The organism is Bifidobacterium saimiriisciurei, from assembly GCF_010667655.1.
Lineage (GTDB): Bacteria > Actinomycetota > Actinomycetes > Actinomycetales > Bifidobacteriaceae > Galliscardovia > Galliscardovia saimiriisciurei.
Genome location: NZ_WHZU01000018.1, coordinates 24314 through 48068, shown reverse-complemented (window position 1 = coordinate 48068; position 23755 = coordinate 24314). Strand labels below are relative to the sequence as shown.

Below are 23755 nucleotides of genomic sequence, written 5' to 3'. Positions count from 1 at the left end.
CCTGCACGTCGAGCAGACGCGTGGCGTGCGCGTGCGGTCTCGAATCCTCGCCGAACGGGTTGACGATGCGTCCTTCGGTACCGTCCTTCTCGGCCTTGTCCTCGGCCGAGACGATCATGTCGCTCCACGATGACATCGGTCACTCCCCCTTCTTGGCGTTGTCGACGTTCTTGGCGTTGTCGGATGCGGCCGCCTTCATGCGGCCCTTGAGATACGGCGTCGAGCTGAGCAGCTGGCGCGTGTAGTCGTCCTCCGGGGTATCGAACACCTTGCGCAGCGTGCCCTCCTCCACGATCTCGCCGTGGTAGATGACGCTGAGGGTTTCGCACAGCTGGGAGACGACGGCCAGGTCGTGCGTGACGTACAGCAGTGCGGTGCCGGAGTCGGCGATGGAGCGGAAGATCTTGAGGATCTGCTCCTGGATGGTCACGTCGAGGGCGGTGGTCGGCTCGTCGCACAGCAGCACCTTGGGCTTGCATGCGATGGACGCGGCGATCATCACGCGCTGGCGCATGCCGCCGGACAGTTCGAACGGGTAGGCGTCGAACCGGTCCTCCGGATTGGTGATGCCGACGCTGTCCATGAGCTCGATGGCGCGCCTGCGGGCCTCGGCACGGCTCAGATGCTCCTGCTCTCGCAGGGCGTCGACGATCTGCCAGCCGACCTTCATGATGGGGTTCAATGCGACGGCCGGCTCCTGGAAGGCCATGGCCACTCCCCTGCCGCGCATGGACGGGTCGTACTGCGGCGCGTCGGGGCCGAGCACCTCCTTGCCGCAGACCTTGATGTAGCCGGAGCGGTAGTAGGCGCCCTTGGAGAACAGTCCCATCACGGCGCGCAGGGTGAGGCTCTTGCCGGAGCCGGATTCGCCGACGAGGCCGTGGGATTCGCCGGGGCGCACGCGGATGGTGAGGTTCTTCACGGCGGGGACGCGCTCGCCGTGCTTGTCGACGTCGATGCACAGGTCGACAATCTCGAGCGCGTATTCGTAGTCGGGGGTTCCTGCCGGTGTCGTTGCGGTGGCGGTGGTTTCTGTGGCGGACATCTTAGCGCCTCACTTTCAGCACGTTGGCGAGGCCGTCGCCGATGAACGACAACGCCAGGGAGATCAGGATGATGACGATGGTGGGGATGACGGTGAGGCTGTAGACGCCTGCGGCGAGGAACTGCTGGCCGTCGTTCATCATCTGGCCCCAGTCGGGGGTCGGCGGCACGATGCCGAGGCCGAAGTAGCTCAGCGTGACGATGATGCCGAGGTTCATGACGATGTCGCTCATGGCGTAGACGATGCCCTGCGAGGCGATGTTCGGGATGACGTGGCGGAACAGCACCCAGATGTCGGAGAAGCCGGAGGCCTTGCAGCTGGCGATGAACTCGCGGTCGCGCAGGATAAGCGTCTCGCCGCGGCTGATGCGGGTGTACGGCACCCATGAGACCGCGGAGATGGCGATGAAGATGGAGGTGCCGCCGTTGCCGAGCACGAACACGAGCACGATGACGAGCACGTAGAACGGGAACGAGGAGACAAGGTCGGCGAGCCGCATGATGACGGTGGGCACGATGCCGTCGAAGTAGCCGGCGACGGCGCCGAGGATGGTGCCGATGACCAGCGGCGTGAGCACGGCCATGATGGCGACGAACAGGTCGATGCGTCCGCCGTACAGGAGCCTGGCCCAGATGTCCCGGCCGTACTGGTCGGTGCCGAGCAGGTGCTCCGGCGACGAGCCGAGCATGGCCTCGCGCAGGCTCTGGTGCGTCGGGTCGTAGGAGGTGAGCAACGGCGCGAATATGACCATCAGGGCGATGATGCCGAGCAGCACGCAGCCGATGACGATCTCGGCGTTGGCGTGGCTGCGTTTGCGGGGCTTGGAGCCGGTGAGCCGGATCTTGGCGTAGTCCTTGCTGGCCTGCGCCACGGGGATTTTCTTGGTTTCGGGCATTTCTCTCTCCTCTTTTCAGCCGCGCTTGGCCGCACGCGGGTCGAGCGCGCCGTATACGAGGTCGGTGATCAGATACACGAGCACGACGATGATGCCGAACACCACGGTGAGGGTCTGCACCACGGGGAGGTCTCGCTTCATGACGGAGTCCATGAGCAGCTGGCCGAGGCCGGGCACGGCGAACACGTTCTCGACGACGAGTGTGCCGCCGACGAGGAAGCCGACCTGGATGCCGAGCACGGATACCGCGGAGATGGAGCCGTTGCGCAGCGCGTAGCCGAACAGCACCTTGCGGTAGCTCAGTCCCTTGGCCTTGCCGAAGTTCACGTACTCGCTGTTCACGGAATCCTGCAGCGACTGGGTGAGGCTGCGGACGATGATCGGCGCGATGGACACGGCCACGGCGAGCGACGGCAGCACGAGCGCCGCCACGTCCACGCCGCCGGAGACGGAGCCGATGGGGAACCAGCCGAGCTGGATGGCGAACACCTGCAGCAGGATGGCGCCGAGGAAGAACGTCGGCCATCCCTGCGCCACGGCGTTGAGGATGCGCACGAACTCGGTGACGACGCGGTTGCCGCTCGTGGCCACCCACACGCTCAGCGGCAGTGCGATGACCACGGCGAACGCGGCGGCCAGGACCATGATGATGAGCGTGACCGGCAGCCTGGTGGCGATGAGCTCGGCGACCGGCGCCTTCGCGGAGTACGAGGTGCCGAGGTTGCCGGTGCACAGGTCGCCGAGGAACCGCAGGTACTGCTGCCACAGCGGGTCGTTCAGCCCCCAGGAGTCGCGCAGGGCGGCGAGCGCCTGCTTGCTGGCCTTCGGACCGAGCGCCTGCACGGCGGGGTCGCCCGGCGTGAGCTTCAGCAGGAAGAACGTCAGCGTGGCGCATCCCCACACCGTCGGGATAAGCAGCAGCAGCCGCTTACCGATGTATAGCCATTTCGAACCGCTCATATTGGTACCCCTCTCCTGTAGGCGTCCGTTTCACGCGTCTATATAGGGAGTCTTCTCGATACGAGGGTGCTCTACAATGGACAATCAATCCAACATCGATGTCATCATGGTCATATTGTCCATTCGAGGATCGTGGTAACGAAATATGGCGGAAAATATTTTTGATTGTTCTAATTCGTTGGAATGGCAACGAAAATCATCGAATGACGGCGGGCGCCGCGCGCCATCGCCGTAACATTCGACATACACAAGCGGTAACAGAACATAACGCGGAATTTACATACGAAATTCCGCGTTCGTGATTCACGAATCGCGGGATAGGGATGTTTCCCCGCCCAGAACGACATGTATCCTGCGATTCGTGAATCATCGGCCGCTGCGGATGAACGAGCACGCGATCCATAACCGCACCCTCGACGCCTCCTGCGACAGGTCGAGGCCAAGCAGGCGTTCTATCTTGTTCAATCGGTTTTCGACGGTGTGGCGATGGACGTCGAGGCGCTTCGCCGTGGCGCCGACGTTGAATGACGTGGCCAGCAGCTCGCGGATGGTGGCGAGCAGCGCGTCGGCCTCCTGCCGGGGAAGATGATGCAGGGGCTTCAGGAGCTCCTGCGAGTAGACGACGGCGAGGTCGGGACGGATGAGCTCGTGCACCGACATGTCGGAGAAGGAGCGTCCGTCCTCGCCCAGTCGGCGCAGATGCAGGTCCTGCACGGCCTCGGGGATGCGTTCCTCCATGGCCTGCCATGACGAGCAGTCGCATGATCCGAAGTCGATGCCGTCGCGGGTCAGCAGCTCGCCCTCGACCTTCTGCGCGGCCGAGGCGGCCGTGATGACCCATAGCCGTCGGTCGTATTCGCCGAACATCGCGGCACCGTCGTCGACCAGTGACGTGACGTCGTCGTCGAGCGAACGGTAGAGGCGCTCCGTCATGCGGGTCTCGCCGTCCACGCAGATAAGGCGCAGCGGCGGCTGGGGGATGCCGGACGGCCACAGCTCGTCGGCCATCGACAGCATGGCGGTGCCGTGGCCTTGCGCGAACGCGCCGATGCATGCGGAGCGCAGCCTGCGGATGCGGCGCTCCTCTCCCCTGAGCCGGGGAACGATGACGGACAGCACGTCGGCGGTGACCATCGTCACCGAACGCAGCAGGGTGTCGGTTCTCCCGCTTTGCACGGCGGAGACGACGACGATGCCTACAAGGCGGTCATGGGAACCGGAGGAGTCGTGGACCACGCCGGCGCAGAAGTCACGGCCGGAGTCGGAGCCGAACACCGTGGTGAGGCTCGGGTTCGAGCGTGCCTCGGCGACCTTGGCCGCCAGTTTCATCGCCCAGTCCTGCGCCTGCTTGCCGAAGGTGCGGTTGGAGATGTCGAGCACGGTGCCGTCCGTGTCGACGTAGGCGGCCCAACCGGATGCCAGCCGCGCGGCGGTCACGATGGACGCGTGCACGGAATCGTCGCCGGCCGCGGCCTTGAGCACCTGGCGTTGCAGCAGCGACGACTGCCGCAGCGCATCGTCGTGACGGTTGTTGAGCGCGCGGGAGACGGCCTTGGATATCGGCGAGAACGGAATCTCCAACGGCACTTCGAACAGCGGCAGCCCGACGTGGTTGGCGGCGTCGATGAGCGCCATGGGCGTGGCCGGGTGCTTGACGGCCACGCCGAATCCTATGGCGAGCACGCCCGCCTGGCTCAGCTGCGTCACGTAGGCGTCGCACCATTCCCGGTAGGCGGCCGACGCCGACGAGAATCTCGCCGGCAGGCCGACCGCCTTGCGGGCGTTGACCAGCAGCGTATGGTCGTCGTCGGCGTCCATCGACTCCGTGGGGAAGTTCGCGCCGGTGGTGAGCAGCACCTCCCCCGGCTCGCTCCACATGGCGATGTCGAGGATCTCGGCGGGATGGACCCACGAGATGTGCCGTTTCAACGCGCCTTGGGCGCCGGGGCATATCAGGCGCAGTTTCAGCGACGGGTCGGCGAGCAACTGGTCGAGCGTGATGCCTTCGCCGGAGTCGTCACGCTGCGAGAACGAGGCACCACGCATGGTCCGCTCTTCCGCCCCTACAGCGCGTTGTTGTAGCGCTGGACGGCGAGGGTGCGTCGGGAACCGGCGAGGTTTTCGACCACAAGCCTCTTCAGCGCGCGGTCGGCATCCTTATGGGCGGCGAGCCATGCGTCGCCGGCGGCCACGAGCGCGGCCGGATCGGCGTAGCCCGGGTAAAGGCCGTTAAGCAGCGTTTCGGCCATGTGGTAGGTCTTGTTCTTCCACACCCAGTCGATGGTGTCGAAGAAGCGGCTCACATACGGGTCGGCGAGTTCACGGCTGTCGGTGCCGGAGAACGCGTAGGCCACCGCCTCCAGCTGCGAGTTGGTCAGATCGCCGTTGTTGAGGGCCTGGTCCCACGCCCACTGCTTGGCCTCCACGGTGTTGATGGCGGCCTTGGCGCCCACGGCGAACTCACGGTTCTCGGTGGTGTCGCGTCGGGCGAGCTCGACGTCGATGCCGTCGGCATCGATAAGTCCCTGGTCGGCGAGCGCGTGGATGAGCGACCAGCGCAGGTTGTTGTCGATGTCGAGTCCCGGCAGGGTCAGGGTGCCGTCGAGCAGGCCGCGCACGTTGGATTCGAAGCCGGCGTCGTGACCGTAGCCGAGGTACGCCTTGAGCAGCTGGAACTGGTTGTCGGAGCCGGCGGCAGCATCGTTGGCGAGCTTCCACAGCTGGTCGGAGACCTGTTCGAGCACGTCGTCGCGGCGGGCGGCGGCCACGTAGTGGTGCGCGGTGGTGCTCACCTGGGCGAGCGCGTAACGGAACGTGGTGGATTCGGTTTCGGTGGCGAGGGCGCGCAGGCTCGTGCCGATGAACCGTTCGGCGGGCAGTTCGCCGTCGCGGGTCATGTCCCACAGGCTCAGCCAGATGGTGGCGCGGGTGAGCGCGTCGGTGAAGTCGGGCAGATGGTCGAGCGCGAATTCGAGGGATTCGGCGTCGAGACGCAGTTTGGTGTAGGTCAGGTCGTCGTCGTTCACCATGATGAACGCCGGGCGCTTGAGTCCCTTGGCTTCGGCGACCTCGGTGGTCTCGCCGTCCACGTCGAGTTCGATGCGCCCGGTGCGCACGATCTTGCCGGCGTCGTCGATGTCGTAGAAGCCGACGGCGAGGCGGTGCACGCGCAGCACGTCGTATTCGGCGGGCGCGCTCTGGCGCAGGACGAAGCGTTCGATGGTGCCGTCCTCGGCGGTCTCCAGTTCGGTGGCGATGGTGTTGATGCCGGCGGATTCGAGCCACTGGCGGCTCCATGCCTTCAGGTCGCGGCCGCTGGTCCTCTCGAGTTCGCCGAGCAGGTCGGCGAGGGTGGCGTTGCCGTAGGAGTGGCCGGTCAGGTAGTTGTGGATGCCCTCGAAGAACTTTTCGCGGCCCACGTAGAACACGAGCTGTTTCAGCACGGAGGCGCCCTTGGCGTAGGTGATGCCGTCGAAGTTCACGTACGTGTCGTTGAGGTCGTTGATGGGGGCGACGATCGGGTGCGTGGTGGGCAGCTGGTCCTGGCGCAGAGCCCAGCTCTTCTCGCCGGCGCAGAAGGTGGCCCAGTCGTTGGACCAGTCGGTGGCCTCGGCGGTGGCGAGCGTGGACATGAATTCGGCGAACGATTCGTTGAGCCACAGGTCGTTCCACCACTTCATGGTCACGAGGTCGCCGAACCACATGTGGGCGAGCTCGTGCAGGATGGTCTCCACGCGGCGGTTGGCGAGCGCGTCGGTCACCTTGGATTCGAACACGTAGGAGTCGCGGATGGTGACCGTGCCGATGTTCTCCATGGCGCCGGCGTTGTATTCGGGCACGAACAGCTGGTCGTACTTGGCGTACGGATAGGGCACGTTCCACTGGTCGTTGTAGAAGGCGAAGCCCTTCTTGGTGATGTCGAACAGGTAGTCGACGTCCTTGGCCATGGCGTCCTTCAGGGCCTGGCGGCAGTAGATGCCCATGGGCACGGTGCGGCCGTCCTCGTTGGCGTATTCGGTGTGCCAGCTGGCGTAGGGGCCGGCGACGAGGGCGGTGAGGTAGGAGCTCATGACGGGCGTGGTGGCGAACGTCCAGCGGCGGGCGGTTTCGGCGGGCTTGTCGCCGAGCGTGCCCGGCTCGGTGGTCACGTCGACGTTCTCGACGCTGTCGACGGTGCCGATGGAGATGACGTCCCATGATTTCGGCGCGGTGACGGTGAAGTCGAACGTGGCCTTGATGTCGGGCTGGTCGAACACGGCGTAGACGCGGCGGGCGTCCGGCACCTCGAACTGCGTGTAGAGGTAGACGTTGCCGTCGGAGGGGTCGACGCTGCGGTGCAGGCCCTCGCCGGTGGTCGAGTAGTCGCACAGGGCCGTCACGACGACGGTGTTGTGGGACTCGAGGCCGTTCAGCGCGATGCGGGAGTCGTCGTATGCGGCGGTGTCGACGGATTCGCCGTTGAAGACGATCGACGAGACGGAGTCGGCGATCAGGTCGAGGAACGTGGACGAACCGGCCTTGGCGTCGAATTCGATGGTCGTGACCGAGCCGAAGGTCCTGGCGCCCTTCGTCAGATCAAGTTCGACGGTGTATTTCGCGTTCGAGACGACGTCTGCGCGTTCGGCGGCCTCGACCTTGGTGAGATTTGCTCCCGGCATGGTTTTTCCCCTTCTGTGTTCGTGTGTTCGGTTGCGTATCGGCGTATATATAACAGGCTCCCCTCACGGAGGGGAGCCATATTCCGGACCTTCTGGCCTATCCTGACCTATCGGCTCAGTTTTCGAGGTCCTGGGCGATGTCGGCCACGACGGGGACGATCATCGGACGGCGATGCAGCTTGCGGGCGACCCAGCTGCCCAGCGTGCGGCGCATGATCTGCTGCAGCTGGTGCGTGTTCTTCGTGCCCTGCATCATGGCGTCTTCGAGGTTCTGCACGATCTGCGAACGCACGTGCTCGAATTCGCTTTCGTCCTCGGCCACGGCGTTGAGGTAGATCTTCGGACCGCTGACGACCTCGCGGGTCTCGGTGTCGACCACGACGAAGCTGGAGACGAAGCCCTCGGTGCCGAGGATGCGGCGCTTCTCGAGCTCCTCGTCGGTCAGTTCGCCGACGGAGTCGCCGTCCACGTACACGTAGTTGCAGGGGACGGAGCCGACGATGGCGGCCTGGCCGTGGTAGAGGTCGACCACGTCGCCGTCCTCGGCGAGGACCACGTTCTTCGGGTCGACGCCGGTCTTGACCGCGAGCAGGCCGTTGGCCACGAGGTGACGGTTCTCGCCGTGGATCGGCATGGCGCACTTGGGCTTGACGATGTTGTACATGTACAGCAGCTCGCCCTCGTTGCAGTGGCCGGAGACGTGCACGGCGGCGTTGTCGCGGTTGACGACGCGGGCGCCCATCTGCACGAGCTTGTTGATGACCTTGTACACGCCGTGCTCGTTGCCCGGGATCAGGGAGCTGGCGAGGATGACGGTGTCGAACTCGTTGACCTTGATGTACGGGTGGTTGCCGTCGGCGATGCGGCCGAGCGCCGCCATCGGCTCGCCCTGCGAGCCGGTGCACATGAAGACGAGCTTGTCGTCCTGCACGTCGTTGGCCTGCTTGAGGTCGATGACGGTGTCTTCGGGGATGTGCAGGTAGCCGAGGTCGGATGCGATGCCCATGTTGCGCACCATCGAACGGCCGACGAACACGACCTTGCGGCCGTACTTGTGGGCGGCGTCGACGACCTGCTGGACGCGGTGCACGTGGCTGGAGAAGCTGGCGACGATGATCTTGCGGCTGGCTTCGGCGAACACGCGGTCGAGGGCCGGGCCGATGGAGGTCTCGGGCTTGACGAAGCCGGGCACCTCGGCGTTGGTGGAGTCCATCATGAGCAGGTCGACGCCCTGTTCGCCGAGCTTGCCGAATTCGACGAGGTCGGTGATGCGGTGGTCGAGCGGCAGCTGGTCGAGCTTGATGTCGCCCGTGTCGATGAGGCTGCCGGCCGGGGTCTTCACCATGACGGCGAGCGCGTCGGGGATGGAGTGGGTGACGGTCACGAACTCCAGGTTGAAGGGACCGACCTTGAGGCGATCGCGGCCTTCGACCTCCACCGTGGTGGGGTTCTGGTGGTGCTCCTTGCACTTGGCTTCGACGAAGCCGAGCGTGAGCTTGGAGCCGATGAGCGGGATGTCGGGGCGCAGCTTGAGCAGGTAGGGCACGCCGCCGATGTGGTCCTCATGGCCGTGCGTGAGCACGAGGGCCTCGACCTTGTCGAGACGGTCCTTGATGTAGCTGAAATCGGGGAGGATGAGGTCGACGCCCGGCTGCTCCTCCTCGGGGAAGAGCACGCCGCAGTCGATGAGCAGCAGGTGACCGTTGTATTCGATCACGTTCATGTTGCGTCCGATTTCGCCGAGGCCGCCGAGCGGGGTGATGCGCATCGAGCCCTTGCGGTACTTCGGCGGGGCTACGAGCTTCTTCTCCTGCGGCTGGCTGTTCTGGGGCGCGCTGCGGCGACCGCCGCGGCGGGAGCCTCCCCTGCGGGAGGAGCGAGAGTTGGAATTCTTTTTCTTGGTTTCGTTTGCCATTCTCTTTGTTTTCTTGTTTTCTTGCCTTCGCCTCTGCGAAGACGACGCTGATTGGGCCTAGAGCAGACCCGCGGCGCGAATGCCCGCCTCGGCCTTGGCCAGCTGGTCGGCGTTCGGTCCGATGTTGGGCAGGCGCATCGTGGTGTCGGGGATGTATCCCTTGATCTTGCATGCGGCCTTGGCCATGACGGCCTGGTAGCCGTCGCCGTTCAGGGAGTGCACGAGCGGCGCCAGCTGGTTGGCGAGGCGGCGCGCGGTGGCGATGTCGCCGGAGTCGAACGCCTCGACGAGCCGGCGCATCGGGTTGGCGGCGGCGTGCGCGATGACGGAGATGATGCCGACGGCTCCGATGGACAGGAAGGGCAGGAACAGGCCGTCGTCGCCGGAATACCAGGCGAGGCCGGTGCGCTGCTGCTTCTCCACGGCGGCGGCGAGGTCGCCGGTGGCGTCCTTGACCGCCTTGACGTGGTCGAGTTCGGCCAGACGGTCGTAGGTTTCGATGGAGACCTTGAGTCCGGTGCGGCCGGGCACGTCGTAGACGATGATCGGCTTCTCGGCCACCTCGTTCACTGCCTTGTAGTGGCCGACGATGCCTTCCTGGCTCGGACGCGAATAGTACGGCATGACGACGAGCACCGCGTCGGCGCCCGCCTCCTGGGTCTGCTCCACCATGCGGACGGTGTGGGCGGTGTCGTTGGAGCCCGCGCCGGAGATCACCGGTACGTCCACGACCTCCTTGACGGCCTTGACCAGGGCGACCTTCTCGTCCATGTGGGTCACGGGGGATTCGCCCGTGGTGCCGTTGACCACGAGGCCGTCGGCGCCGTCGGCGACCAGATGCTGCGCCAGGGCCTGCGCGGCCTCGTAGTCCACGCTGCCATCGGCGGTCATCGGGGTGACCATTGCGGGAAGGATGCGCCCGAACGGGGCCGGATCAAGGAGATGCATAGTACCGTCACTCATACTGCTCAACTTAGCTACCGCCGAAGACGAGCGGAAGCCCGTCCGCCGATTCCTTCCGAATGGCGAACACGTGCCGCCAAAGCCGCAGCCGGGCGAATACCGTGCGCGGCGTCAAGGCGCAGGAAACGAAGGCGTATGCAATACGTCGAGTTTCCTGCAACGCAGACGACCCAACGCCAACGGCCTAGTCGGGGAATACCGCGTGCGGCGTCAAGGCGCGGCAGGCGAAGGCGTATGCCATACGTCGAGTCTGCCGCAACGCAGACGACGCTCCGTTATTCCCCGACTACAGGGAGAGGAAGTTGTCGAGTCCGATGGTCAGCCCCGGGTGGGAGCCGACGTTGCGGACGGCGAGGAGGACGCCGGGCATGAAGGAGCCGCGGTCGAAGCAGTCGGAGCGGATGACGAGCTGTTCGCCGGGGTTGCCGAGCAGCACTTCCTCGTGGGCGTTGAGTCCGCGGAGGCGCACGGCGTGCACGTGGATGCCGTCGACGACCTGGCCGCGGGAGCCGCCGTCGGTTTCGGTGGCGTCGGGCACGGGGGCGAGTCCGGCGGCCTTGCGCGCCTCGGCGATGGTGTGGGCGGTGTGGATGGCGGTGCCGCTGGGGGCGTCGACCTTGTTCGGGTGGTGCATCTCGACCACTTCGGCGGATTCGAAGTACTTGGCGGCGATGCCGGCGAAGTAGTCGGTGAGCACGGCGGAGATGGCGAAGTTCGGGGCGATGAACACGGCCTGGTCCTTGCGCGGGGCGGCTGCGAGGGCGGCGCGCACCTGGTCGAGCTTCTCGTCGGTCCAGCCGGTGGTGCCGACGACCACGTCGACGCCCTGGCCGATGAGGGTGAGCACGTTGTCGAGGGAGACGGACGGCACGGTGAATTCGACGACGACGTCGGTGTTGTCCGGGGTGATGCGGGTCAGATCGTCGCCGGCGTCGAGGGCGAGGGCGAGTTCGGTGTCGTCGGCGTCGGTGACGGCGTTCACGACGTTGCCGCCCATGCGGCCTTTCGCACCGACTACGGAAACCTTGATCATGGCTGCTCCTTTATATATGGTTCTGTTTTTCGTTCTGCGTATAAGTATGGACGGAGACCACGATTAACCACGATCAGTCGCGATGGAAGCGTTGGCGCAGGACGCGCATGGTGCGTGGCAGCATGATGGTGAAGGCCGTCAGTCCCAGCGCCCACAACGGGTATTGGATGAGCACGGCCACGCGCATCACGTGGTCGGTGTACAGGCTCGGGTCGGTGGCGCCCTGCGCGTCGAGCATGAGTCCGACGCCGAGGAACACGATGGCGGACGAGAGGAATCCGCCGGTGTTGGCGAATCCGGTGGCCGCGCCGAGGTTCTCGGGACGGTTGGTGTCGCGCGCGAAGTCGAAGGCGATGTTCGAGGCGGGGCCGCCGCTGGAGATGGCGAGCAGCAGCAGCCACATGAACCATGTGGGATGCGGTCCGGGCGTCAGCAGCAATATGGTCCAGCAGACGATCTGCGCGCCGACGGTGACGTAGACGACGGCGGCACGGCCGTGGATGGGGTGGAGTCCGGCGATTCGGCCCATGACGAGCGCCCATGCCACGTTGATGACCATGCCGATGGCGAGGTAGGCGCTGGCCTGCGTCCTGGACCAGTGTTCCACGGCGAGAAGGAACGGGAATCCCCACAGCTGGTTCATCATGTTGATGGAGAACCATGTGGTGGCGTGCACCCAGAATCCGCAGAATGTGCCGGGGGTTCCGAGCGCGGCCTTCAGCCCGCCGAGGGCCGCCTTCATGCCGCCTGCGGGGCGTTCGTGGCGCCGGCCCCTCTGCCGCGGGTCGTCGCGTACGCCGAGCAGCACGCAGGCGGCGATGCAGACGCCCGCGCCGGTCAGGGAGAGGAACGCTGTCTGCCAGTTCGTCAGGTTCAGCAGCCAGACGAACGGGTAGATGGAGATGATCTGTCCGATGCCGCCGAGCATGGAGGTCAGCTGGTTCATGAGCGGCACCCGTGAAAGGGGGAACCATGCGGAGACGAGTCGTATGACGGAGATGAACGTCATGGCGTCGCCCATGCCGACGATGCCGCGGCCGACGATGGCCAGCGAGGTGACGGGCGCGACGGCCATCATCATCTGTCCGGCCGCCATGAGGAATCCTCCGGTGGCGATGAGCTTGCGCGCGCCGAAGCGGTCGAGCATCACGCCGGCCGGTATCTGCATGATCGCGTATACGAACAGCTGGAGGTAGAGGAACATCGACAGCGCCGTGCTTGTGGTGTGGAAATGCTCGGCCGCGGTGATGCCCGTCGCCGACATCGACGAGCGGCAGGTGACGGCGAACACGTATCCGGCCATGGCCACCGCCCATGTCGCGTATGCCTTTGCCCCTCCCTTGCGCGTCTTGAATCCGGGGTTCTCGGATACGCGTCCCCTGACCGAGGCGCGATCTTCTCCCATATGCTGATTCATATCGCCCATCGTACGCACGGCGGCATATCATTCCCCGCCGTTGTTCGCCGTCACCGGCGTCGGCGCCGGGCGAGGAGCCAGGCCACGGCGGCGAGGGGAACGGAGCAGGCGGTGGCGGCGAACGGAATCCACATGCCGGCGTGGGTGCCGTAGGCGTCGAGCACGACGCCGGCGACCGACGAGCCGAGCGAGACGCCGACCGAGTTGCCGGTGGCCAGCCAGGAGAGGCCCTCCGTAAGCGATTCGTCGGGCACGATGTCCTTGACGATGAGGTTGCCGGTGGCGAACGTGGGCGCCACGAACAGGCCGGCGAACACCTCGAGGACGCCGAGCACGACGAGGTTGTCGGCGCTCATGCGGAAGCCCACGTACCATATGGAGAGCACGGCGAGCAGCACGACCATGTGGCTCCAATGGGAGCCCCTGAGTTTAAGCGAGCCGAACACCAGCGCACCGACGAGCGAGCCCACGGCGAACAGGGCCAGCTGCAGGCCGACAATCTTCTCTATCCCCATGGACTTGGTGATGGCCGTGACCGACACGTCGAACGCGGAGAAGCTCATGTTGAACGCCACGAACACGACGACCAGCAGGGCGATGCCCGGATAGACCAGTGCGCTCCGGACGTGGCCGCGCGCGCGTATCTTACGGGTGTCGGCGCCTTCGAGCACGTTGCCGTCGCCGCCGACCACGCTGCCGGAGCCGTCCGATGCGATGTCGGCGATGGTGGCGACCACCGGCGGCTGCGTGGATTTCAGCGAGAAGAACACCATGCCGCCGGCGAGCGCGCACAATGCCGGCATGACCAGCTGTGAGACGGGATGCACGGAGGTGGCGAGGAACGCGGCGAGAATCGGTCCGAGCACGAAGACCGTCTCGTCGATGGCCGATTCGAACGCATAGGCGGCGTTGAGCAACGTATCGTCCTTTTCGCCGCGCAGCGCCCATGCCCACCGGGTGCGCACGAGCGCGCCGAACGCGAACTGGGTGATGCCCATGAGCACCGCCAGTACGAACAGCGCGGGAATGGGTATGCGCAGCAGGGCGCCAAGAGCGAACGACAGCATGGCGATGACCTGCAGCACCAGGGCCACGCGACCGACCCTGCGCTGGCCGAACCGGTCGAACAGCCGCGCGTAGAACGGCGTGACCACGGCGGCGGACAGCACGTAGACGGCGCTCATCACGCCGGCAGTGGTCCAGTTGTCGTAGATGTGGTTGAGGGCCAGCACGATGCCCAGTCCCATCATCGATATGGGCAGTCGGGCCACGGCCGCCGCCGCCGAGAAGGCCTTGGCTCCGGGCGTGCGGAAGATGGTCCTGTATGGGGATTCGCGGCGTTTGCCCGGCGTTCGGCGGATGGTCTGGCGCGATGCGTTCGGATGCGAATTCGACATTCGGTATCGTTTCCTCGGACTCGATAATACGGGTGGGGCGCCATCGAACCAGCCGCCCTGCGTCCAATCCGATGGGCAGGGATTCCGCCGCGGCCGCGTCGTTCCGTGGCCCGCGGCGGGCGGCCTGGCTTCCGCTCGCGTTAATCGTTGTCCGACTGCGGAGGCAAACCGCCGTCAAGCTCACTGATGATCTCGGCCTCGCCCTTGGGCAGGGCGTGCAGTTCGCGTTCCGCCTCGTCGTCAACGCTCAGGTAGTACAGCGTGGCGTCGATGCTTGCCAGCGGCACTCCTTCGATTCGCGACAACAGTAGCCGATACATATCAAGCTGGGCAAGTTTGATGGCGACGTCCTGCGTGTCGTGGGGTTTGCGTCCGGTCTTCCAGTCGACGATCGTGAACCGTTTGGTCGTGTCATCGGGATCGAGGCCTCCGTGGAACACGGCGTCGAGCTTGCCGTCGACGATCCGCGTCGCACCGGAGCCGTCCTTCACCGCGACGACGATGGAGCGTTCCGCCCAGATCGCCCGCCTGCCGGCCCATCGTGAATCGGCGAGGCGACGCTGCCATGTCAGCAGCTTTCCGTCGACGCCGGCGCCCGAGGCGCTGTCATCCGGCTCGCCGGATGGCGCGCCGGTGGAAGCCGCATCCTTTGCAAGCTCGTGTTCGCGGCGCCGAAGGTCGTCCATCATGGCGGCACGCGAGCCGACGGCCACATCACCGGATGCGGTCATGGCGTCGCCGCCGTTCGGACAGATGAATCGCGCCGCCCAGTCGTGGAATATCGTGCCGGCCTGTGCGCTCGGCGAGGCGACGCGAGGAATCGGCCGGACGATGCCGGCCCACAGCCGGCGTTCGGCCTCCGAATCGCCGTCGCCCAAGGCGGTGGACCGCGCCTGGATAGCCGTGACGTTCTGGCGCCCGGTCATCAGGATGCGCTCGCCCTTGGCACGCAGCGCGGCAACGTCGTCCGGACGAGTCGCCGTATCATCGTCGCGGCCGCCCGTGGACGACGACAACAGGCCCGCCTCCACCAGTCTTCTGGCATGGGCGAGCAGTGTCGAATCGCCTGCGGAATCGGGGATGGAGACGTCTGCTTCCCCGGCCGTGAATTGGCCGTCGTGGCCGTCGCCGGCCATCTGCCGTCGGACGGCCCGCGCGCTGCGGCGCATCGCGTCGGCCACCACGGGTTCCAGCGGACGCGGCCATGGGTGCTCCGACTCGTCCGAATCGTCGTCATGGGGATCGAGCCATGCTCCGCCGACGACGGCGTTCTCGTACTCCTGTGCGCGCTCGCCGACGAACAGGCCGGCGACGGACTGCGTCAACGCCGACGGAACCGACTTCCCGCCGCCGGCCGCGGATCCGACGTTCGTGGGTTCGCTCACGGCCCGGTCATGTGCGGCGAATGCCTCGTGCACCTCCATCCAGAAGTTCGACGCGGCGCGTTCGACGTCCAGTGGCTTGGCGTCGTCGGCCGGCAGCGACGACATGTCGCCGTCGGCGCTGAACGTGAGCATGGCGTCGTATCGGGCTCGGGTCAACGCCACATACATCAGACGACGCTCGTCGGCATGGAGCCGTCGGCCGTACTCCTCCTCCTGGCTGAGGAAGCGCCCTTCGTCGCCGGTCGGCGCGGTATCGTCCGGGCCGGCGGCCGATACCGAAGCGATCGCCTCGGCATCGGCGACGAACACCTCGGTGGCGATGGCCTCCGCCGTGGCCAGACCGTCAAGCTCCGCAATCGGATCGGATTCCACGTCGGCGTCATGGGGGAAACGCGGCAGGATGCCGGAATCCACACGGATCGGCACCGGAACGGCGGTCGGATCCACCAGCCACGTGCGCGCGGTCTCCCGGTATTCCGGCGGCTCCCAGACGCCGTCCTTCACGCCACCGATATGCTCGTCGTCGGGTCTGACGCTCAGGTGATCGCCCTGCGAGCTGGGAAATCCGCGCTTCTTCAGTCCCACCACGGCGACGGCGTCCCATTCGAGGCCCTTCGACTGGTGGATGGTCATCAGCGTGACGTCGGCCTTGCCGGAGCTGACGCCCTGCGAGGCCTCGGGCACCGAACCCAGCGCGTCGACCCATGAGACGAAGCCGCGCAGCGACGGCGACGTGCCGTCAGGCAGCTCCTGCAGATACGTGTTGGCCAGGTCGATGACGGCGTCGATGGAGGCACGAGCGTCGGTGGGCGTTCGCCGGCCGGACGCATCGGCCATCGACTGCGCGACCACGCAGTCGATGTCAAGCCCCAGCGCCTCGACGGCCACACGGATGACGTCGACAAGCGGACGATGCGCCGACGCCTCCACGGCCCGCAGCATATGGGAGACCTCGGCCAGCAGCCGCACTCCCCCGTCGGATACGGTCCTGCCGGATGCCGCGGATGCCGGGACGGGCCGCAGCATGCGCTCCACATGCTCGTCCATCAGCACGTCGGCAAGGAACACGCCGTTGGGCACGACGTCGCGGTGGGCGGCGACGATGCCGCCCCATTCGCGACGAGGCTCGTCTCCGACGGCCAGCCCGGCCTCGACAAGAGAACGATACCGGTATTCCAGATTCCGCTGGTCCGCCACGGCCGCGACGGCCTTGAGATCGTCTGCGCCGAGACCGAATCGCGGCGTGGCCATGAGCCGCATGAGCGCGCCGGTGTCGGTGTGGTCGGCGACCGCGTGCAGCAACGCCAGCAGGTCACGCACCTCCGGCCGCTCCAACAGCGCGGAATACCCCACGACCTCGCAGGTGAGGCCCGCATCCTCCAAGGCGTCACGGTACGCGGGCAACGCGGTCTTGGACCGGAACAGCACCGCCACATGCGTGCCGTCACGGCGCTCGCCGGTTTCGGCGTCGACGCCGTACAGCGCGATGGCCTGTTTGGAGAACCGCACCACGGCGTCGATCTCCTGGCCGAGGTTCGTGTATCCCTGCACGCCGAGCGTACCCAGCGGCGCCTGCTCCATGGGGTTCAGCGCGGCGACGTCCACCTCGCGCATCAGCGAGCTGCCGGGGCGTCGTGGGGTCCGGCGCAGCGGTATGGTCAGGTCGTTGGCAGCCTCGAGCACGATGCGGGAGTTGCGCCGTGTCTGCGAAAGCGCATACGGGCGGCCATGCATATCCATGCCGAAGTCATGCTGGAACATGCGGAACGCGCCGGGGCTGGCGCCTCGCCACGCGTAGATGGACTGGAACGGATCGCCCACGGCGTTGACCGCGGTATGCGCCGAAACGCCGCGATTCGAGGCATCACGGGGTTCCACGTGGAACAACGCGGCCAGCAGCGTGGCCTGCGTGGTGGATGTGTCCTGATACTCGTCCAAGAACACATGCGAGTATCGGCGCCGGTATTCCTCGCCGATGGACGGGAACCGTCGCACCAGCTGGAACGCGGCGATGGTGAAGTCGCTGAACTCCGCCATGTTGGCGCGACTCTTCGCCTCGTGGAACTCCTCGGCGAGCGTGAGCAGCAATTCCCGGCGGCGCGTCGACGCCAGCAGCCTGCCGCAGGAGAACAACGCATGCCGATGAATCTCCTCGCGTCGTTTCGCCTCGTACGCCGCGATCTTCTCGGCGTACGAGTCGTCCGTGTCCTTCTTCAGACGCTTCGGCGGCTTGCTGAACCTCGGCTCCGCCGAGTCGACGGTCTCGTCGCCGATGGCCGTCGTCAGCCGTTCGATGAACGCGCCGTCCCATCGACGCACGCGTTCCACGGCGTCGTGGAACGTCATGACGTCGCCGCCGATCATCGCATCGGAAATCGCGTGGGAAAGCGCCATCAACTGGCCGGTCAGCGTGGAGAAGGCGCCGAGGTCGGATTCGCCGTCGTCCAGCGTCGGCGCGGAATCATCGCCGGCATCGGCGTCCTCGTCGTTGCCGGCGGCGAACAGCAACGTCATATGCCGGCCGACCACGTCGCCGGCCAATTGGAACGCGCCGGCGTCGCTCAGCGGCTGCGTGTTCTGGTCCATGCCGACGAGCAGGCCGTATTGGCGAACGATGGATTGGAAGAACGCATCGTAGGTGAAGATGTCGGGCTTCAGGAACGCGCGGTCGGGATCGGCCGCCGTTCCCTCATCGTCGGCATCTCCGTCGGCGTTCCCATCGGTCGACGCCGACAATACGGCGGCCGATACTCGCGACAGCAGTTCGGACGCCGCCTTGCGCGTGAACGTCAGGCCGAGGATGCGTTCGGCCGGCACCCCCCGTTCGATCAGCGAGATGATGCGCCGGGTCATGGTATACGTCTTGCCGGAGCCGGCGCCGGCCACCACCAGCACGTCGTCGCGTGCGGGAGCGTTGATGACCGCGGCCTGTTCCGCGGTATCGGTGAACGTCGTCATGAGCGGACCTCCAGTACGGATGTGATGTCGTCGGCGCAGGCCGGGCAGCTGTCCTTATGCCAGCAGCCGTCGACGTGCGCGGGATCGGGATGCGCCACCAGCCGCTGCGATTCGACGGCCCCGGCGGCATAGAACACACGGGCGATCATCGTAAGCGCCCATAGCGTCTGCGTGCCGCGCTCGCCGAGCAGACGCTTCCATGCGTCCTCGCCCACGTCGTCGGGCCGCATGGCCGGCAGCTCGGGGTCGTCGAACAGGCGGGACAGCATGCCGACGCGATTGCGCGGCAGGAATCCATCGGAGTTGAGATGGCCGTCGCGGAACAGCGCGGGCTGATGGCAGCCCTCCGGTCCGTAGAAATTCGACGGTGAGGCGTTGCCCGCCACGAAGAACAGGCCGGACTGGGCGATGTCGACGTCCGCGACACCGGATGCGGCGGCGCCTTCGCTTCGTCGTGTCTGCTCGTCGAACAGCAGGCCCAGCTGATAGCACACGAGCTGCAGGTCGCTGAAGCTTTGCTTGGCGGTTCGGGTGCGGCCGGTCTTGTAGTCGATGAGGCGAATCTGCTTGTGGCCGCCCTCGGTCCGGCGCACTTCCACGCGGTCCATGCGTCCGGAGATGCGGATGCCGAGGTCCGGCCGCATGCCCTGCGGCCAACCACCGACGAGCGTGCCCATGATGGCGTAGAGTTCGTCGGCGTCGACCGGCTCGGAGTCTGGCACGGCATTGTATGCACGGACGATGTCGTCAAGACCGAACCGTGCGACGAAGGGCTTCTCGCATTCGGCGGCGACGAGCGTGCCGACCGGTATGGTGACCTTCTTCGTCGCCGCATAGGCGGCGTCGTTGCTGTCGACGAAGTATTCGGCGATGTGATGCAGCAGTCCTGGGGCGGAGCGGTCCTTGCGCAGGGCCGCGTATCGTTCGGCCACGCTTGCCGCATCATCGGGGTCGACGCGCAGTTCCCGATAGATCTCGGTCATGCGGTCGGCTATGCGTTGCACGGCGTCGTCACGCATCATGCCGTCCCATTGTTCGGGCAGGTCGAGGTGTTCGGCGCTGGCCCGTTCGGCGACCGCATGGATGATGGTGCCGAAGCCGGACGCCACGCCGGAGGGGCGGGGTCCGGCGAACCGGTTGTCCATCAGCCAGCAGACGGGGCAGTTCCAGATGCCGTCCACGGCGGACGGCGACAGCGTGACCACGGTGGTCTTTTCATCGTCGGCGGCGAATCGTTCCTGTTCCTTCGCCGGAACGCCGGTCGGGAGGGATTCGATGGCGAATACGGCGTCGGCGTTCGAGGAGATGCCGGAGGCGGCTGCGGAATCGGATTGCGGCGCCGCGTCGGCCGCATCATTCGCCGTGATGTCGTCCGAGGCACGATCGTCCGATGCGCGATCGTCCGCGTCCGAAACGGCCTGCGATGCCGTGTGCAGGAACGGCCAATGCGCGGGATCGGCCTCGCTCTCGCCGTGTTCGGCGAGATAGGCCAGCGTACGCGCGGCGTCTGCGGCGGTCGCGTCGTCTACTACATCATTGACGTCGTCGGCCGATTCGGCGTTCCGATAGTATCTGCCCAAGGTTCCGCGCGCCGCGGCGATGATGCCGCGCGCGCTGAATTCCAGGCCGGAGAACTCGCCCTCCTGGCCGACCTCGACGTATTCGGGCTCTTCGGTGCGATGGAACCGTTCCGGCATGAATCCGTAGAGGAAATCCGACGGCGTGTGGTCGTCGTCCGCGACCGCGCTGGCGTATGCGCGTTCGTCCGCGCGGGTCAACGCCACGAGCAGGCTCTTCTTCTCCGTGTACAGCACGGATGCCATGCGTTCCGAACGGCCGGACGCGATATCGCCGCCGCCGATGGCGCCGATGCGTCCGTGCAGCATGACGTCGGCGAGGTCCTCGGTGCCGAACATGGTGTTTCGTGCGGCGAGATTCGGCCAGACGCCCTGCTGGATGGCCGGCAGCCAGACCAGTCCCCAATGCCGTCCGACGGCGCCGGCCGGTGTAGTCAGGGTCACCGCCTGTTCGACCGGTCCGACGTGTGCCAGCGAGTCGGCCTCGATCTCCAGGTTGCGCACCTGGTCGATGAAGTCCATGACGTCCCGCTTGGCGCCGGACGACTCGCTGAATTGGAAGAGCCTCATGGCGGCGTCGAGCCGGTCGTTGGCTGCACGGCCGTCTTCGGTGTTTTCCAATGCCTCGCGCTGCCAACGTTCGGCCACCGCACTGGTCCGCCATGCCTGCCACAGCACGTATCGTGACTCCCGCACCGGCATCGTGCGCATGGATTCGGCCAGTTCGCCTATCATTCCCCATGCGCGGGCGAATGCCGCGGCCTCCGGATCGGTGTAGTCGCCGCGGCTGCCGAGCACGGCATGCACGGACTGCAGCACCTGGTCCGCGCCGTCCCCGCCCTGCGCAAGCAGCAACAGCATGGCGTCGGCGTTGAACGGCATGGTCCGGCCGGCATCCGTTGCGTCGGGGCCGACGATGGCGTTGCCGGACTTGTCGCCGGTGGTCTCGCCGTTGAACACGGAATCATCGATGACGATGCCGGCGCTGTCCTGCCTTTCGGATTGCGCCGTCGACAATGCGTCGGACAGTCCGGCCCATTGCGTCATCATGGATTGCAGTGCGTGGCGACCGCCTGATGCGGCATCATCGTTTTCGGAGCCGATCACACGTGACAACGATTCCAGCGAGCGCAGTGCCGCGGTAACGGCGTCCATGCGCATCGGCCGGCTGCCGCTCCCCCGCTGCACGGTGATCAACGGACTGGCGAGCAGCGTGCGCATGCGGGCGCGGACCAGCGCGGCCAGGGTGCGCGGGCCGCTCATCCGGCCGGCGATCATGCGTTCGGCGAGTCCTTCGTTGCGCAGTCTTGCCAGTTCGATCATGGCGAACAGGCCCTGTACGAACGGCTCCTCCTTAAGTGGGCGTGTGACCGTCGAGTATCGCACGGGCACGCCTTCGCGCCGCAGCCGTTCGCCGAACACGCGTACGGTGGCGTTGTCGTGGGCGATGACCGCCATGTCGTTCCATGAACGGCCGTCGACCATGTGGGCGCGTTTCACATGCCATACGACGTCGTCGAGCTCCTCGCCGACGCTGCGGTACAGTGCGCCGCGCACGGTGCCGTCCTGCGCGAGGTCCTGCGTCTCGTCGGTCGCGACAATCGGCATCGCGCCGCGGTATCGTGGCGTCTTGCCGAGTCGGCGTGCGACCGGCTGCGGGTTCGCCTCCACGGAGAGAATGCCCAGCGATATGCGCGAGGCCACCAAATCGAGGTACGAGGGGGCCTCGGGAACGGGCGAGGCGTCGACCGGATGCTCCGCATCTTCGTTGTCTTCGTTGTCTTTGTTGCCGGCCTGTTCGTTTCCGGTTCGTTCGCGCAGTGTGACGGCGAGCGCGCCGAGTCGGCCGAGGTCACGGTCGTCGATGGTGCCGACGGCATCGTCATCGCCGGCAGCCATGGCGTGCGGGGCCGGTTGTACCGCGCGGAGGAACAGGAATTCCGGATACGAGCCGCGGAATCCCTGTACGGCCTCGTCGGGGTTGCCGACGAGCACGAGTTTGCAGCCGCGTCGTTCCAGCGTTTGCAGGAATGCCATGGCGGCGAGGGTCATGTCCTGGGCGTCGTCGACGATCACGGCACGCGGCAGGTCCGCGACATCGACTCCGGCTGCCGCCTGTGCTCCGACCGCCAGCAGCTGCGAGGCGTCGAGACGGTACTCGTCGGGGTAGGCGTTCACAACGGCGGCCTGGTATTCGCGACGCAGCGCGAAGGCGAGACGCCATTGCGCGGCGAGCCGTTCGCTGGCCATGCCGGCCTCGCCCCGGTTGTCGGCGAGGGTTTCGACGATGGCGTCCTCTTTGCTCGGGGTAGCGCCGAGTTCGTTCATACGCGCCAGCATGTCGCGCAGCTGGTTGACGAACGCGTCGCTGATGCCACGGATCAGCAGGGTGTCGGTCGTATCGGCGCGGTGTTCGTCGCCGGGCCGTCCGTTCGGCGGCGTCTGCGTGCTCGTCGACGTCGGCGTGTTCGGCTGCGATTGCCCGTTTGCGCCCGAAGGCCTGTTCGGCGCCGACCGTATATCCGCATCCGCGGCGATGAGGTTCGACCAATGCGATTCGGCGAAGTATGCGCCGAGCAGCCGGCAGGTGTCGCATTGGTCGCCGGCCTGCACATGCGACACGTGCACGGCGAGCACGGAACGCAGCAAAGCGTCCTGTTCGGCGCCGTTGAGCAGTCGTGGCGCGGATTCCCCGGCATGCGAGCGGGCCGCGGCTATCATGCGGAATGCGAGCGCGGACAATGTGGTGACGGGTCGTGCCTGCGAGGTCGCGCCGATATGCGCGATCACCCGATTGCCCAAGTCCTCGGCGGCGACGCGTCCGGATACGGTCATCGCCGCGGCGTCCTCGCCGAATTCATCCAGCGCGGCCAGCAGGGCGGCGAACGCGAACTCGGTCTTGCCGCTGCGCGGGGCGCCGGCGACCAGCAGCGTATTGGTGACCTGCGCGGCATCGTCGTCATCGTCGAAACCACGCCGACCATCGGCAGGTCCGGAAACATGACCGTCGGCCGGCCGGCCGAGCATGCCGATATACAGGCGCTTCGCCAGTTGCAGCGCCTCATCCCTGGTGCATTCCATCGTCATATCCACCACGATACCGTTGGATATGCGGCCATTCGGTCATCGTCGCGCAAAACGACGTTCCTTATGATTCATCGCGATGGAGCGCGGTGCATTTTAAGGAATTTGTGGCGTAGTCCATCGAAAAACGAGCAGGGTGTTTTCAAGAACGTTGGAATCATGCGGTTCTTGGATTGCCGATGTTTGGGATGTGATGGATTGCGCCGTATTTACAGCGAAAAGCACCGCAGTCCATCAAATCATGGTCGAAATTGATGGATTGCGTTGCATATGGCGCGAAATGCGTTGTGGTCCATCGAATTGATTGAGATTCGCTGGACCACAACGCAAATACGGCGATTTTCCGTTCGCGTCCAACACCATGAGGTCATACGCATGGCATGCATCGCAAATAATCACGATACTCGCTCGAATCCACGAGACACCATGCATCCGACCGGTAGGCTTACGCCCGTAGACCATCCGCAA

Annotated in this window: 12 protein-coding genes; all 12 read right to left on the bottom strand. The window is 66.0% G+C overall.

The window, feature by feature from the left end:
* Positions 1–139 precede the first annotated feature (139 nt).
* Positions 140–1045, bottom strand: coding sequence for an ABC transporter ATP-binding protein (locus GFD18_RS09735; RefSeq protein ID WP_163200294.1), 906 nt, complete (start codon positions 1043–1045; stop codon positions 140–142).
* Position 1046: 1 nt separating this feature from the next.
* Complete coding sequence (locus GFD18_RS09730) at positions 1047–1940, bottom strand: ABC transporter permease (protein WP_163200293.1); 894 nt, start codon at positions 1938–1940, stop codon at positions 1047–1049.
* 15 nt (positions 1941–1955) lie between these two features.
* Entirely contained in the window at positions 1956–2900 is a 945-nt protein-coding gene (locus tag GFD18_RS09725; RefSeq protein ID WP_163200292.1) for an ABC transporter permease, read from the bottom strand.
* A gap of 366 nt (positions 2901–3266) precedes the next feature.
* The gene (locus GFD18_RS09720) at positions 3267–4946 is read right to left on the bottom strand and encodes a PucR family transcriptional regulator (RefSeq protein ID WP_163200291.1); all 1680 of its coding nucleotides are present in this window, start codon (positions 4944–4946) and stop codon (positions 3267–3269) included.
* 17 nt (positions 4947–4963) lie between these two features.
* Positions 4964–7558, bottom strand: a complete 2595-nt coding sequence (pepN, locus tag GFD18_RS09715) for an aminopeptidase N (protein ID WP_163200290.1) — start codon at positions 7556–7558, stop codon at positions 4964–4966.
* Positions 7559–7673: 115 nt separating this feature from the next.
* Positions 7674–9473, bottom strand: coding sequence for a ribonuclease J (locus GFD18_RS09710; RefSeq protein ID WP_163200289.1), 1800 nt, complete (start codon positions 9471–9473; stop codon positions 7674–7676).
* Positions 9474–9530: 57 nt separating this feature from the next.
* Entirely contained in the window at positions 9531–10436 is a 906-nt protein-coding gene (gene dapA / locus GFD18_RS09705) for a 4-hydroxy-tetrahydrodipicolinate synthase (RefSeq protein ID WP_163200288.1), read from the bottom strand.
* Between the two features lie 286 nt (positions 10437–10722).
* Entirely contained in the window at positions 10723–11469 is a 747-nt protein-coding gene (dapB, locus tag GFD18_RS09700; RefSeq protein WP_163200287.1) for a 4-hydroxy-tetrahydrodipicolinate reductase, read from the bottom strand.
* 73 nt (positions 11470–11542) lie between these two features.
* Positions 11543–12874, bottom strand: a complete 1332-nt coding sequence (locus GFD18_RS09695; RefSeq protein ID WP_163200286.1) for an MFS transporter — start codon at positions 12872–12874, stop codon at positions 11543–11545.
* Between the two features lie 62 nt (positions 12875–12936).
* The gene (locus tag GFD18_RS09690) at positions 12937–14283 is read right to left on the bottom strand and encodes an MFS transporter (RefSeq protein WP_163200285.1); all 1347 of its coding nucleotides are present in this window, start codon (positions 14281–14283) and stop codon (positions 12937–12939) included.
* A 140-nt stretch (positions 14284–14423) separates the two neighbouring features.
* Positions 14424–18626, bottom strand: coding sequence for an ATP-dependent DNA helicase (locus GFD18_RS09685; protein WP_163200284.1), 4203 nt, complete (start codon positions 18624–18626; stop codon positions 14424–14426).
* A complete protein-coding gene (locus tag GFD18_RS09680; protein ID WP_225433052.1) occupies positions 18623–23284 on the bottom strand; it encodes a PD-(D/E)XK nuclease family protein in 4662 nt (1553 codons plus the stop codon). The genes GFD18_RS09685 and GFD18_RS09680 overlap by 4 nt, the downstream gene beginning before the upstream one ends.
* Between the last annotated feature and the right edge of the window lie 471 nt (positions 23285–23755).